Origin of the sequence: Nocardia sp. NPDC056952 (assembly GCF_042674185.1) — a bacterium.
Taxonomy (GTDB): domain Bacteria; phylum Actinomycetota; class Actinomycetes; order Mycobacteriales; family Mycobacteriaceae; genus Nocardia.
In genome coordinates this window covers 167,107-180,618 of sequence record NZ_JBHURA010000005.1, presented here as the reverse complement: position 1 = coordinate 180,618, position 13,512 = coordinate 167,107, and the positions used below count along the sequence as shown (strand labels likewise).

Annotated in this window: 9 protein-coding genes; 5 read left to right on the top strand and 4 right to left on the bottom strand. The window is 67.6% G+C overall.

Features of this window, described 5'->3' with window-relative positions:
- Positions 1–372: 372 nt before the first annotated feature.
- From ACFTS5_RS19645 to ACFTS5_RS19625, 5 genes are all read left to right on the top strand, one after another.
- Positions 373–4,083 (top strand): nitrate reductase subunit alpha, encoded by a 3,711-nt coding sequence (locus ACFTS5_RS19645; protein WP_378632796.1) that lies wholly within the window; start codon positions 373–375, stop codon positions 4,081–4,083.
- Between the two features lie 10 nt (positions 4,084–4,093).
- Positions 4,094–5,785 carry a nitrate reductase subunit beta gene (gene narH / locus ACFTS5_RS19640; RefSeq protein ID WP_378633453.1) on the top strand — a complete coding sequence of 564 codons (1,692 nt, stop codon included), beginning with the start codon at positions 4,094–4,096 and terminating at the stop codon, positions 5,783–5,785.
- The gene (narJ, locus tag ACFTS5_RS19635) at positions 5,782–6,462 is read left to right on the top strand and encodes a nitrate reductase molybdenum cofactor assembly chaperone (RefSeq protein ID WP_378632794.1); all 681 of its coding nucleotides are present in this window, start codon (positions 5,782–5,784) and stop codon (positions 6,460–6,462) included. The genes narH and narJ overlap by 4 nt, the downstream gene beginning before the upstream one ends.
- Positions 6,459–7,214: a respiratory nitrate reductase subunit gamma gene (gene narI / locus ACFTS5_RS19630; RefSeq protein WP_378632791.1), complete on the top strand. Its 756-nt coding sequence runs from the start codon at positions 6,459–6,461 to the stop codon at positions 7,212–7,214. Before narJ ends, narI begins: the two co-directional genes overlap by 4 nt.
- Before the next feature lie 121 nt (positions 7,215–7,335).
- The gene (locus ACFTS5_RS19625) at positions 7,336–8,496 is read left to right on the top strand and encodes an NADH:flavin oxidoreductase (protein WP_378632789.1); all 1,161 of its coding nucleotides are present in this window, start codon (positions 7,336–7,338) and stop codon (positions 8,494–8,496) included.
- A gap of 32 nt (positions 8,497–8,528) precedes the next feature.
- On the opposite strand, the gene ACFTS5_RS19620 is transcribed toward ACFTS5_RS19625, so the two are convergent.
- The 4 genes from ACFTS5_RS19620 to ACFTS5_RS19605 form a co-directional block, all read right to left on the bottom strand.
- Positions 8,529–8,876 carry a hypothetical protein gene (locus ACFTS5_RS19620; RefSeq protein WP_378632786.1) on the bottom strand — a complete coding sequence of 116 codons (348 nt, stop codon included), beginning with the start codon at positions 8,874–8,876 and terminating at the stop codon, positions 8,529–8,531.
- Between the two features lie 174 nt (positions 8,877–9,050).
- On the bottom strand, positions 9,051–10,790 hold the full coding sequence (locus tag ACFTS5_RS19615) for an amidohydrolase family protein (protein WP_378632784.1): 1,740 nt from the start codon (positions 10,788–10,790) through the stop codon (positions 9,051–9,053).
- Between the two features lie 13 nt (positions 10,791–10,803).
- Positions 10,804–12,456, bottom strand: coding sequence for a class I adenylate-forming enzyme family protein (locus tag ACFTS5_RS19610; RefSeq protein ID WP_378632782.1), 1,653 nt, complete (start codon positions 12,454–12,456; stop codon positions 10,804–10,806).
- An 11-nt stretch (positions 12,457–12,467) separates the two neighbouring features.
- On the bottom strand, positions 12,468–13,511 hold the full coding sequence (locus tag ACFTS5_RS19605; RefSeq protein ID WP_378633451.1) for an NAD(P)-dependent alcohol dehydrogenase: 1,044 nt from the start codon (positions 13,509–13,511) through the stop codon (positions 12,468–12,470).
- Between the last annotated feature and the right edge of the window lies 1 nt (position 13,512).

Sequence of the window (13,512 nt, the reverse complement as noted above, 5' to 3'; positions counted from 1 at the left end):
CCACCGTCGACCGCCTCGAGGCGGGCCCGACCCGACCATAGTTGTGTGTGGCGTCACATCAGCGCTGTTCAGCGGGCACACCGGGTGTGTAAACAAATGTAAACCGCGGGAGAACCAGTCGTTTCCGAAGCATCACCGCCGACCTGACGACGCACCCCCCGATCACCGCATTCTGCCAGCTCGCGGCTCGTTCACCCTGGTGAGCCCCCGATCGCGGGCGTCGTCGCGAACCTCCCCCGTGACCACGACATTTCGCCGACCTCACAGCTCACCGGGGTCCGAATCCGGATGTGAAAAGTTCGTTTTGCCGAAGGAGTCCGCCTCCTTACAGTTTCCCCCAACAGCCCGATTTCACAGCTCGAAGGGGGCGTCGTGGTTAATTCGCGCACGCAAGGTCCGTCGCCCGCCGATTTCGGCGACACATTGCTGAACCTCGGTAAGTATTTCCAGCGGGGCGAGGTATCGCCCGACAACCGGTCCGTCTACAAGGTCGGTGGTCGCGATGCCGACGAGTTCTACCGCGACCGCTGGTCGCACGACAAGGTGGTGCGCTCCACCCACGGCGTGAACTGCACCGGCTCGTGCTCCTGGAAGATCTACGTCAAGGACGGCGTGATCACCTGGGAGTCCCAGCAGACCGACTACCCGTCGGTGGGTTCGGACAAGCCCGAGTACGAGCCGCGCGGCTGCCCCCGTGGCGCGTCCTTCTCCTGGTACACCTACTCCCCGGCCCGCGTGCGCTACCCGTATGTGCGTGGCACGCTGCTCGACCTGTACCGCAAGGCCAAGGCCGAGCTCAAGGACCCGGTGCTGGCGTGGGAGTCCATCGTCGAGGACCCGGCCAAGGCCAAGGCCTACAAGACCGCGCGCGGCAAGGGCGGATTCGTGCGCGCCGAATGGTGGGAAGCCGCCGAAATCGCCGCCGCCGCGCATGTTTACACGATCAAGCAGTACGGCCCCGACCGGGTGGCCGGCTTCTCGCCGATCCCCGCGATGTCGATGGTCAGCCACGCCACCGGCGCCCGCTTCGTCTCGCTGATCGGCGGCTACATGCTGTCGTTCTACGACTGGTACGCCGACCTTCCGGTGGCCTCGCCGCAGGTATTCGGTGACCAGACCGACGTGCCGGAGTCGGCGGACTGGTTCGACGCGGGCTACCTCATCATGTGGGGCTCCAACGTCCCGGTGACCCGTACCCCCGACGCGCACTACATGACCGAGGCGCGCTACCGCGGCCAGAAGGTCGTGGTGGTCTCCCCCGACTACGCCGACAACACCAAGTTCGCCGACGAATGGGTGGCCGCGCGGCCCGGTACCGATGCCGCGCTGGCGATGTCGATGGGGCACGTCGTGCTCAAGGAGTTCTTCATCGAGAAGCAGACTCCGATGTTCACCGATTACATCAAGACCTACACCGATCTGCCGTACCTGATCTGCCTCGACGAGGCGGCAGATCAGGACGGCGCCCTTCCCGGCAAATTCCTCACCGCCGCCGATCTCGGGCATACCGGCGAAGGCGTCGAACACAAGCCGGTCCTGCTCGACCAGGCGGGCAACCCGGTGGTGCCCAACGGCTCGCTCGGCCACCGCTTCGGCGAGGGCGACGCGGGCAAGTGGAACCTCGACCTCGAGGGTGTCGACCCGCTGCTCACCCTGCTCGGCCACTCCGACGACGCACCGGCCACGATCGCGCTGCCGCGTTTCGACACCGACGTCGCCGGGTCGATCATCCGTGGTGTGCCGACGAAAATCGTCGCGGGCAAGCGGGTTACCACCGTGTTCGACCTGCTGCTGGCCCAGTACGGTGTCGGCCGCGACGGTCTCCCGGGCGAGTGGGCGAAGGGTTATGACGACGCCGAGTCGCCGTACACCCCGGCCTGGCAGGAGGCCATCACCGGAGTGCCCGCCGTTCAGGCGGCCCGCATCGGACGCGAATTCGCCGACAACGCGGAACGTTCCGGCGGACGCTCGATGATCCTGATGGGCGCGGGCACCAACCACTGGTTCCACTCCGATCAGATCTACCGTGCCTTCTTCACCCTCACGCTGCTCACCGGCTGTCAGGGCAAGAACGGTGGTGGCTGGGCCCACTACGTCGGCCAGGAGAAGTGCCGTCCCGTCACCGGTTGGGCCACCTTGGCGTCGGCGAGCGACTGGCAGCGCCCGCCGCGTCAGATGCAGGGCACCGTGTTCTGGTACCTCACCAATGATCAGTGGCGCTACGACCCGTTCACCTCGGACTCGTTCGCCTCGCCGCTGGGCAAGGGCAAGTTCGCCGGGCGCACCGCCGCCGACAACATCGCGCTGGCGAGTCGCCTCGGCTGGATGCCCAGCTACCCGACGTTCAACCGCAACCCCCTGGACCTGGCCGACGAGGCCGCCGAAGCAGGCAAGACCCCCGCCGAGCACGTCGTCGACGGGTTGAAGTCCGGCGACCTGCGCTTCGCCTGCGAAGACCCCGACGCCCCCGAGAACTTCCCGCGCGTGCTCACCGTGTGGCGCGCGAACCTGCTCGGCTCCTCGGGCAAGGGCAACGAGTACTTCCAGAAGCATCTGCTCGGCTGCGGCTCCAACCTGCAGACCACCGATGCGACCGGGGTGCGCCCGCAGGAACTGGAATGGCGCGAGGAAGGCGCCGAGGGCAAGCTGGATCTGCTGCTCGCACTGGACTTCCGGATGACCAGCACCACGCTGTTCGCCGACATCGTGCTCCCCGCCGCCACCTGGTACGAGAAGCACGACCTGTCCTCGACCGACATGCACCCGTTCGTGCACGCGTTCTCCCCCGCCATCTCCCCGCCGTGGGAGGCCAAGACCGACTTCGAGGCGTTCCACCGGATCGCACGCGGTTTCTCCTGGCTGGCCGAAAAGCATCTGGGCACCCGCAAGGACATCGTCGCGGTGCCGTTGCAGCACGATTCGCCCGATGCGCTGGCACAAGCGGGCGGCAAGGTGCTGGACTGGAAAGCCGGTGAGTGCGAGCCGATCCCGGGCAAGACCATGCCCAAGATCGTGGAGATCGAACGCGACTACACCAAGATCGCGGAGAAACTGGCCGCGCTCGGGCCGCTGGTGGAGAAGCTCGGCCTGACGACCAAGGGCGTCACCACCTTCCCCGAGGAAGAAGTGGCCTACCTGGCCGGGCAGAACGGCACCATCGTCTCCGGCATCGCCGCGGGCCGGCCCTCGCTGGCCAAGGACACCCACGCCGCCGAGGCCATCCTGTCGCTGTCGGGCACCACCAACGGCCGCCTGGCGGTCGAGGGATTCGAGGCGCTCGAGCGGCGTACCGGCACCGAACTGGTCGACCTCGCGAAAGAGGCCGAGGGCAAGCGGATCACCTTCGCCGACACCCAGGCTCGCCCGGTGCCGGTGATCACCTCGGCGGAATGGTCGGGCTCGGAATCCGGTGGACGCCGGTACTCGCCGTTCACCATCAACGTCGAGCGGCTCAAGCCGTGGCACACCCTCACCGGCCGCCAGCACTTCTACCTCGACCACGACTGGATGATCGAACTCGGCGAGCAACTGCCGATCTTCCGTCCACCGCTCGACATGTCGGCGTTGTTCGCGGAGCCGAGCATCGGCAATGTGAGCGGCAACGGTCTCACCGTGCGCTACCTGACCCCGCACTCCAAGTGGTCGATCCACTCGGCGTACCAGGACAACCTGCACATGCTCACGCTCTCGCGCGGCGGTCAGACGATCTGGATGTCGGATGTCGACGCCAAGAAGATCGGGGTGGCGGACAACGACTGGATCGAGGCGATCAACCGCAACGGCGTGGTCGTGGCCCGCGCGATCGTCTCGCACCGCATGCCCGAGGGCACGGTCTTCATGTACCACGCCCAGGACCGCGCGGTCGACGTGCCGCGCATCGAAGGCGCCGAGGACACCACCAAGGAAGCCAAGGGCAAGCGCGGCGGTATCCACAATGCGCTCACCCGGGTGCTGATCAAGCCCTCGCACCTGATCGGCGGCTACGCCCAGCAGTCCTTCGCCCTCAACTACCACGGCCCGACCGGTAACCAGCGTGACGAAGTCACCACCATTCGCCGCCGCAACCAGAACGTGGAGTACTGACATGCGCGTAATGGCACAGCTCGCCATGGTCATGAACCTGGACAAGTGCATCGGCTGCCACACCTGCTCGGTCACCTGTAAGCAGGCCTGGACCAACCGTGGCGGCACCGAGTACGTCTGGTTCAACAATGTGGAAACCCGTCCGGGACAGGGTTATCCGCGCCAGTACGAGGACCAGGAGAAGTGGAAGGGTGGCTGGACGCTCAACAAGCGCGGCAAGCTGACCCTGAAGTCGGGCTCGCGATTCAAGCGCCTGATGAACATCTTCGCCAACCCCGACCTGCCCACGGTCGACGACTACTACGAGCCGTGGAGCTACGACTACGACAACCTGCTGTCGTCGCCGCCCATGGACACCACCCCGGTGGCGCGGCCCAAGTCGCTGATCACCGGCGAGGACACCAAGGTCACCTGGGGCGCGAACTGGGACGACGACCTGGGTTCGGGTCCCGAGCAGGTCGGCAAGGACCCCATCCTCGGCAAGCTCGAGACCAAGGTGAAACTGGAGTTCGAAGAGACCTTCATGTTCTACCTGCCGCGCATCTGCGAGCACTGCCTGAACCCCTCGTGCGCCGCGTCGTGCCCCTCCGGCGCGATCTACAAGCGCGAGGAAGACGGCATCGTGCTCGTCGACCAGGACAAGTGCCGTGGTTGGCGCCAGTGCATCACCGGCTGCCCGTACAAGAAGATCTACTTCAACCACAAGACGGGCAAGGCGGAGAAGTGCACCTTCTGCTACCCGCGCGTGGAGGTCGGCATCCCGACCGTGTGCTCGGAAACCTGTGTCGGGCGGCTGCGCTACATCGGCGTGATGCTCTACGACGCCGACGCGGTGCTCGAAGCGGCCCAGGTCACCGATCCGCAGGACCTCTACACCTCGCAGCTCGGCGTGTTCCTCAACCCGCATGACGAGCGCGTGATCGCCGAGGCCGAGAAGGCGGGCATCTCGCCGGAATGGATTCAGGCCGCCCAGGATTCGCCGGTCTACAAGCTGATCGTCGACTACCAGCTGGCGCTGCCGCTGCACCCGGAATACCGCACCATGCCGATGGTTTGGTATGTGCCGCCGCTGTCGCCGGTCGTCGATGTGCTCGCCGAGACCGGTCACGACGGCGAGGACGTGCGCAACCTGTTCGGCGCCATCGACGCACTGCGCATCCCGCTCGAATACCTCGCCGAGCTGTTCACTGCCGGGGAGATCGGGCCGGTGCGGTCCTCGTTGCAGCGGCTGGCCGGGATGCGCGCGTTCATGCGTTCGGTCAACCTGGGTGAGGAGCCCGAGGCCCACATCGCGCCGTCGATCGGGCTGGAGCCCGAGGAGATCGAGGCCATGTACCGGCTGCTCGCCATCGCCAAGTACGAGCACCGGTACGTGATCCCGATGGGCGCGACGTCCAAGGCGCACGAACTGGATTCGCTGGCCACCGGGTGCAGTCTCGACACCGACGGCGGACCGGGAATGACCGCGTTCGATCAGGTCGTCGAGAAGTTCTCGCTCTCCGATGTCAATCAGGCCGCGCCGGAGGAGAAGTCGGGCCGGATCAACCTGCTCAACTGGGACGGTCGCAGCACCAGCGGACTTCTGCCGAGCGCGAACGGCGGCACCGCTGGTAACGGGAAGACCGGCAACGGCGCCGGTAACGGCAACGGCAGCAACGGCGCTGCCGTCGCCGACAACCCCGTGAGTGGTGTCGCGCCATGAGCCTGCTGTCGATTCGTAAACGGCCCCAACCGGTCACCGACATGGCCGAGCACGACCGCCTGGTCGTGTGGCGGCTGGCGGCGTTGCTGCTCGATTATCCCGGCGAGCAGATGCTGGCCATGCTCGACCAGCTGTCCGAAGCCGCAGCGCAATTGCCCGACGAGGTACAGGCGCACTTCGCCGAGGTATTCGCCTATCTGCGCGATACCCCGGCGATCGAGGTGGCGCAGAGCTACGTCGAGACCTTCGACATGCGCCGCCGCGCCAGCCTGCACCTGACGTTCTACGCCTTCGGCGACACCCGCAAGCGCGGCATGGCACTGCTGCGGTTCAAGCACGCCTACCGCCAGGCCGGGGTGGAACTCGGCGACGAGGAATTGCCCGACCACCTGCCGGTGCTGCTGGAATTCGCCGCGACCATCGACCCGATCGGCGGCGAACGCCTGCTCGGTGAGCACGTACCGGTGATGGAGCTGCTGCGACTGTCGCTGGGCGACAACAACTCTCCCTACAGCGGCGTCCTCGGCGCGGTGCTCACCACGTTGCCGCCGGTGACCACCGCCGACCGCAGGCGCATCGCCGAACTCGCCGCCCAGGGTCCGCCCGAGGAAGAGGTCGGCCTCGAGCCGTACGCCATGGACCCCGCCCTCTTCGAAGCAACAGAAGGCCGCCGATGAACGCAACCATCCCCCTGCCCGAAGGCCTGTGGCTGATCCTGCCCTACATCGCGGCGACGTCCTTTGTGCTGGGCCATGTCTGGCGCTACCGGTTCGACCAGTTCGGCTGGACCACCCGGTCCTCGCAGATCTATGAGTCCAAGCTGCTGCAACTGGGCAGCCCGCTGTTCCACTTCGGCATGCTCGGGGTGTTCGGCGGGCATGTGATGGGTCTGCTGATTCCCGAGTCCTGGACCTCGGCGATCGGCATCTCCGAGCACGCGTACCACATCGTCGCGGTCGGCGCGGGGTCGATCGCGGGCCTGATGGTCGTGGCCGGCGTGGCCATCCTGTGCTATCGCCGCATCGTCATTCCCGCCGTGCGCAAGAACACCAGCCGCAACGACGTCATGATGTACACGCTGCTGACCCTGGCCCTGGTCACCGGTCTGCTCAACACCTGGGGTTCCAACCTGCTGTGGGGCACCTACAACTACCGCACCACAGTGTCGCCGTGGTTCCGCAGTCTGTTCTCGATCAACCCCGAACCCGGCCTGATGGTCGGCGTCCCCTGGACCTTCCAGCTGCACGGTCTGGTCGTTCTCGTTCTGGTGGCCGCCTGGCCCTACACCCGGCTGGTCCACATGTTCAGCGCCCCGATCGGCTACCTCACCCGCCCCTACATCGTCTACCGCCGCAAGGAAGTGGACACCAAGGACAAGACCCGCTTCGCGAAGGCTTGGGACGCCCCGGTCACGCCCGACCGCTGGTAGTTCGCAGTGCCCGTTCGACCGGCCCGCCCGCTCTCCACGCAGGCGGGCCGTTGTCGTTTCGGCCCACTCAGCGGGAGATCCCCCATTGCCCGCAGGACTGTAACGTGTTTCACTTTTGCACATGAGCGATGTCCTCGCACCCGCCACTCTCGGTCCGCTCACCCTGCGTAATCGGGTGATCAAGGCTGCCACGTTCGAGGGGCGCACACCGGACGCACTCGTCACCGACGACCTGGTGGAGTTCCACCGGGAAGTCGCCGAAGGCGGGGTGGGGATGACGACGGTCGCCTACTGCGCGGTCGCGCCGGGCGGGCGCACCGACCGGCATCAGATCTGGATGCGCGACGAGGCGGTACCCGGCCTGCGCAGGCTCACCGACGCGGTGCACGCCGAGGGCGCGGCGGTGAGCGCGCAGCTGGGGCACGCCGGACCGGTCGCGAACGCCAAGTCGAATCAGGCGCCCGCGCTGGCGCCGAGCCGGATGTTCAATCCACTCGGCATGCGCTTCACCAAGGTGCCGGACGCGCTCGGGATCGCCGAGGTCGTCGCGGCGCACGCGCGGGCGGCGCGATTCGCGCGCGAGTCCGGGTTCGACGCCGTCGAGGTGCATCTCGGGCACAACTATCTGGCGAGCTCGTTCCTGAGCCCGATGCTCAATCGGCGCAAGGACGATTACGGAGGGTCGCTGGTCAACCGGGCGCGGGTGGCCAGGGAACTGGTCAAGGCCGTGCGCGACGCCGTCGGCGACACGATGGCCGTGACGGCCAAGCTCACCATGGAAGACGGTGTGCGAGGCGGGTTCTCGATCGAGGAGTCGCTACAGGTGGCGACCTGGTTGCAGGACGACGGCGCGATCGACGCCCTCGAACTCACCGCGGGCAGCTCCCTGCTCAATCCGATGGCGATCTTCCGCGGTGACGCGCCGCGCAAGAACTTCGCGAAGACGCTGCCGGTGCCGACCCGGTGGGGATTCCAGCTCGTCGGCAAGGGGTTCCTGCGCGAATACCCCTACCGCCCGGCCTATCTCGCCGACAAGGCGCGCCGGTTCCGCGAGGAGCTGACGCTGCCGATCATCCTGCTCGGTGGCATCACCGACCGCCCGACCGCACAGCAGGCCATCGACGACGGTTTCGATTTCGTCGCCATGGGCCGCGCTTTGCTGCGCGAACCGGACCTGATCCGCCGCTGGCACACCGACGCGACGACCCGTTCCCTGTGCACGCACTGCAACGAATGCGTGCCGACCATCTACTCACGCACGGAATGCGTGCTCCGCACCTAGCCCACCTGGTCGGCCGATCGCCGACCAGGTGATCACGACGCCGGGTTACCGAGGGCTTTGCGCACCGCGTCGAACCAGGCCTGGGTGTCGACGAGGCCCTTCTCGTTGTCCTTGCGGCCACCGACGAAGCCGAACAGGTCGGCGGCGTAGCGGCTCAGGACGGTGCTCTCGTTCTCCTCGAGTTCGGCGAGGACTTCGGCGTCGCCCAGCACATAGGCGACCACAGCCACCTGACCGGCGGGCCATTCGGCGCGGTGGCCGGCCCAGCCGTCGTCGCGCACGGCGCGTGCTTTGGCGAGCAGGTCCTCGCGGAGGGCGTCGCGGTCGGCGTCGGTGGGATGACGCGGTTTGCCCCAGGCGATCCGTTTCGCGTCCGACATATCGAGTCCTCTCGCTGATGTGAGGTAGGCCGGCGGCGACGACCGGGTTCGGTCGACCGCCGCCCGGTCATCAGGTGAGGGTCGCAGATCGGGGCTGGGCCGTCGCGCACCGGGTCAGGGTGCGCGACGACCCAGCAGCGAGTACCCGGACGCGGCGAGCGCCGGGCGGCGGTCCTACTCCGCGCGCAGGAAGGCTCCCACTCGTTCGGTGCCGAGCACGGGATCCGCTTCACCCTCGCCGAAGACGTAGCGGCCGTTGACGAAGACCGCGGTGACGGTGTCGTCGTTGCGGTTGACCATGCGCGACAGGTTGCCGAAGATCGCGAGGGGACTCTCCGCGTAGGCGTCCAGGGTTTCGTCCAGGTGGGCGGGGTCGATCACGACGGCGTCGGCGCGATCACCCACGCGCAGGTGGCCGGTGTCCAGGCCGTACCAGTCGGCCAGTTCGCCGGTGAGGCGGTGCACCGCGTGCTCGACCGTCATGAACGGCTTGTCGCTGGTGGCGGCGTCGTTGACGCGACGAAGCAGGCGCAGACCGAAGTTGTAGAAGGCCATATTGCGCAGGTGCGCGCCCGCGTCGGAGAAACCGAGCTGGACCGACGGGTCGGCGGCCAGGACGTCGGCCACCTCGGGTCGGTGGTTGGAGATGGTGGTGCGCCAGCGCAGTTTGTCGCCGTGTTCGACGACGAGGTCGAGGAACGCGTCGACCGGATGCAGGCCCCCACGCTCGACACCGACCTCACCGAAGGTCTTGCCGATGACGGTCTCGTCGGGGCATTCGACGATGTCGGCGTCGAAGAAGTCGCGGTGCCACGCGCGCGGGCCGTACTTGTTGTCGTAGTCCTTGCGGAACGTGCGGCGATACTCCTCGTCCTGCATGAGGTGACGCTGCTCGTCGATGTGGTCGGACAGGTGCAGAGCCGCCGCGCCGGAACCGAACTCCTCGAACACCGGCAGCGAGATGCCGTCGGAGTACACCTCGAACGGCACCGGCAGATGCTGCCAGCGGAAGTTGCCGTCGAGCCCGTTGATGATCTTGCCGACGGCCGGGAACATCTTGGACGCGCCCGGCACCGCCTTCACATCGGCCGCCGACAGCAGGCTCACCTTGAGCGCGTTACGCCACAGACCGATGCTCGACACCGCCATCGACACCAGGCTCTTGGGGTTGGTGATGTCGGGACCGCCCTGCAACGCGCGACCGCGCTTGCGCAGGATCGTGTTGAGCCGGTGGCGTTCCTTACTCTTGGCGTAGGTGGACGGCAGCGTGCGCGAACGGCAGGTCTCGCCGTCGAGCTTGTCGAAGAGCAGCTGCTGCGAGGACATTCCGACGAAGCCGACGTCGAGCGCGTCGGCGAGCATGCGCTCGATCTCGGCCAGCTCCTGCGCGGACGGTTTCACGTCCTTGCGGGTGGAGCGGTCCAGCCCCATCACCGCGGCCCGGATATCGGAGTGGCCGATGAAGCCGGCCAGGTTGGGCCCGAGCGGCAGCTGTTCGAGCGCGTCGACGTATTCGCCTGCGGTACTCCAGGTCTGGACGTCGTTCATCGCGCCGACCACGTACTGACGCGGGATGGCCTCGACTCTGCCGAACAGATCGCCCGCGGTCTCGCCGTCGACGTGCACGGTCGAGAGCGAACACGAACCGAGCAGCACGGTGGTGACGCCGTGCCGCACCGATTCCGACAGCGACGGGTCGAGCAGGACTTCGATGTCGTAGTGGGTGTGGATGTCGATGATGCCGGGGATCACCCATTTTCCGGTCGCGTCCACGACGCGGGAGCAGCCGGTCTCGTCGAGCGGGGTCTCCGAGATCTCGGCGATCCTGCCGTCGGTGATGCCGAGGTGACGAACCGCGGACGGGGCGCCGGTGCCGTCGAACCAACGGGCACCCTTGATGATGCTGTCGAACATGGTGTGACCCCTCTTAGATCGCGAGCTCGCGCCTGGTGACTTTACCGGTCGCGTTGCGCGGCAGCGCGTCCGAAGTGATCCGCCACCGGGCGGGCACCTTGAAATAGGCGAGGCGATCGGCGACGAAAGCGCGCAGGTCCTCCGGGTCCACCGCCCCTGGTTCGGCGACGACGATCGCCGCCACTTCCTGGCCGAGATCGGGGTGGGCGACGCCGAAGACCGCGCAGTCGCTGACGGCCGGATGCTCGACGAGCACGTTCTCGATCTCGGTGGGATACACGTTCTCACCGCCGCGCAGGATCAGGTCGGTGCGCCTGCCCGACACGGTGAGCCTGCCGTTGTCCATCGTGCCGAAATCGCCGGAGCGCAACCAGCGTTGGTCGTCGATCGCGGCCGCGGTGGCCGCGTCGTCGTTCCAGTAGCCGAGCATCACGTAGGGACTGCGGATACAGATCTCGCCCTCTTCACCCTCGGCGACCGCGTTGCCCTCGGCGTCGCGGATCTCCACCGCCACCCCGATGATCGGCCTGCCGACCGAGGCGTCGTCCGCGGCCAGGTCCAGCGGGGTGGCGACCGTCGCCGCGGTGCCGCTCTCGGTGAGGCCGTAGCTGGTGGTCAACGAGAATTGCAGGGCCGGGATCTTCTCGCGCAGGCTGGCGAGCAGCGCGGGCGAGGACGGCGCGGAGTTCAGCGAGAGCGCGCTCAGCGACGACAGATCGTGCTGGGCCACATCGTGTTCCAGCAGACGCGAGGCCATGGTCGGCACCGCCGCCCAGTTGGTGACCTTCTCGCGCTCGACCAGGCTCAGTACCCGGCCGACTTCGAAGGCGCCGTGCGGGAACACCGCCGCCGCACCGGTCAGCAGACGCGGGATGACGAGATTGTGCAGGCTGGCGATGTGGAACAGCGGCGCGGTGACCAGGTAGCGGCGATCGCTGGGGGCGTCGCCGGGCTCCTGCCCCATGAACGCGGCCAGCATGGCGTCGGTGAAACGGTGATAGTCACTGATCGCCACCATGTTTCGCTGCGAGTGGACAACCCCCTTCGGCCTGCCGCTGGTCCCGCTGGTGTAGAGGATCACGGCCGGATCGTCCTCGGCGACCGGCGTACCGGGGATCTCGCCGCCGCCGAACTCGGCGATCAGGGCGGGCAGATCCTCGTCCATGGTCAAGACGGGCAGGTCGGTGCCGGTCTCGGCGAGCAGCGCAGCCCTTTTCGCGTCGGCGATGACGACAGTCGGGGTGGTGTGGCCCAGCCCGTAGGCGATCTCCGGTGGCGCCCACCAAGCGTTGTAGCCGACCGGGATCGCGCCGAGGCACTGCGCGGCCCAGAACGCGATCACCCAGTCCGGGCCGTTGGCGGCCAGGATGCCCACGCGATCGCCCTTGCCGACGCCGTACCTGGCGGCCAGCGCGGTGGCCAGCGCACCCGCGGCCGCGGCGTGCTCGGTGAAGGAGATCCGGCGGTCCTCGGTGACGAGGTAGTCGCGCTCGCCCCACGTGCGCGAGTGCTCCAGTAGTTCGCGCAGGTTGGCACGGCGATGGGCGAGGACCGGAATCGGCACGCCGAGAACGGGTTCGACGGTCATCTCGAACGGCGCGCCCGGCGCGGTCAGGCCCGCTGCCACCTTGGCCACGAATTCCTGTGGGTCTACAGCATCGGTCATGTTCTTCTCCATCAGGGAATCAGGACGGCGCGGCCGCGGATCGCGCCGGAGTCGAGTCGGTCGAAGGCGGTACGGGCGTCGGCCAGGTCGAACCGCTCGACCTGGGCGCGGAGCTTGCCCGCGGCGGCCAGAGCCACGGCATCGATGAGGTCGGACCTGGTGCCGCCGTAGGACTTTCGCACCGTGGCGCCCCAGGGCAGTCCGGGTCCGCCCGCCGGTCCCGCGTCGATGCCGGTGGCGCCGCCGCCGAGACCGACCAGCCGGACAGCGCCGTTGGGGGCGACGGATTCGACGGCGACCTTGACGGTGGGGTCGGCGCCGACGAAGTCGAACACCGCCTCCGCACCGCGTCCGCCGGTGAGCTCCAAGATCGTTGCCGCGGTGTTCTCGTCGGCCTTGAGCACGATGTCGGCGCCGCATTCGGTGGCCAGGGCGAGCTTGTCGGCGTCCACGTCGACCGCGATCACGGTGGTCTGAGTCAGGGTCTTCAACAGCTGGATCGCGACGTGGCCGAGTCCGCCGATGCCGATGGCGACCGCGGTGGCGCCGGGCCACAGCTGGTCCATGGCGCCGCGAATGGCGTGCATCGGGGTCAGGGCGGCGTCAGCGAGCGGCGCGGCGTGGGCGAAGTCGAGTTCGTCGGCGATCGGTACGAACGAGCGCACCGGAATGCGGACGTACTCGGCCATGCCGCCGTCGGGGCCGAGGCCAGGGCACGGTGGCATCGCGGTGCGACCGGCGGCCAGGCAGACATTCTCGTTGCCGCGCAGGCACTCCCGGCATTCCCCGCACGACCAGCACAGGTACACGATCCCGCGTTCGCCGACGCTGCGACCTTCCACCCCCGAGCCGATCGCCTCGATGGTGCCGGCGATCTCGTGGCCCAACGTCAAGGGCTTCTCGCTCATCGGGAACGGCAGGCTCAGCACGAACGAATCCGAATGGCAGATCCCGGCCGCGCCGACCCGCAGCAGCAGATCGCCGGGGCCGAGTTCGGGTACCGGCACCGTACGGAGTTCGAGGGTGCCCGGGGCCGTCAACTGCATCGCGCGCATG

What these genes read in the sequence shown, in the direction of transcription:
- narH (WP_378633453.1), top strand. Translation starts at nt 4,094, where the DNA reads ATGGCACAGCTCGCCATGGTCATGAACCTGGACAAGTGCATCGGCTGC.
- narJ (WP_378632794.1), top strand. Translation starts at nt 5,782, where the DNA reads ATGAGCCTGCTGTCGATTCGTAAACGGCCCCAACCGGTCACCGACATG.
- narI (WP_378632791.1), top strand. Translation starts at nt 6,459, where the DNA reads ATGAACGCAACCATCCCCCTGCCCGAAGGCCTGTGGCTGATCCTGCCC.
- ACFTS5_RS19625 (WP_378632789.1), top strand. Translation starts at nt 7,336, where the DNA reads ATGAGCGATGTCCTCGCACCCGCCACTCTCGGTCCGCTCACCCTGCGT.
- ACFTS5_RS19620 (WP_378632786.1), bottom strand. Translation starts at nt 8,876, where the DNA reads ATGTCGGACGCGAAACGGATCGCCTGGGGCAAACCGCGTCATCCCACC.
- ACFTS5_RS19615 (WP_378632784.1), bottom strand. Translation starts at nt 10,790, where the DNA reads ATGTTCGACAGCATCATCAAGGGTGCCCGTTGGTTCGACGGCACCGGC.
- ACFTS5_RS19610 (WP_378632782.1), bottom strand. Translation starts at nt 12,456, where the DNA reads ATGACCGATGCTGTAGACCCACAGGAATTCGTGGCCAAGGTGGCAGCG.
- ACFTS5_RS19605 (WP_378633451.1), bottom strand. Translation starts at nt 13,511, where the DNA reads ATGCGCGCGATGCAGTTGACGGCCCCGGGCACCCTCGAACTCCGTACG.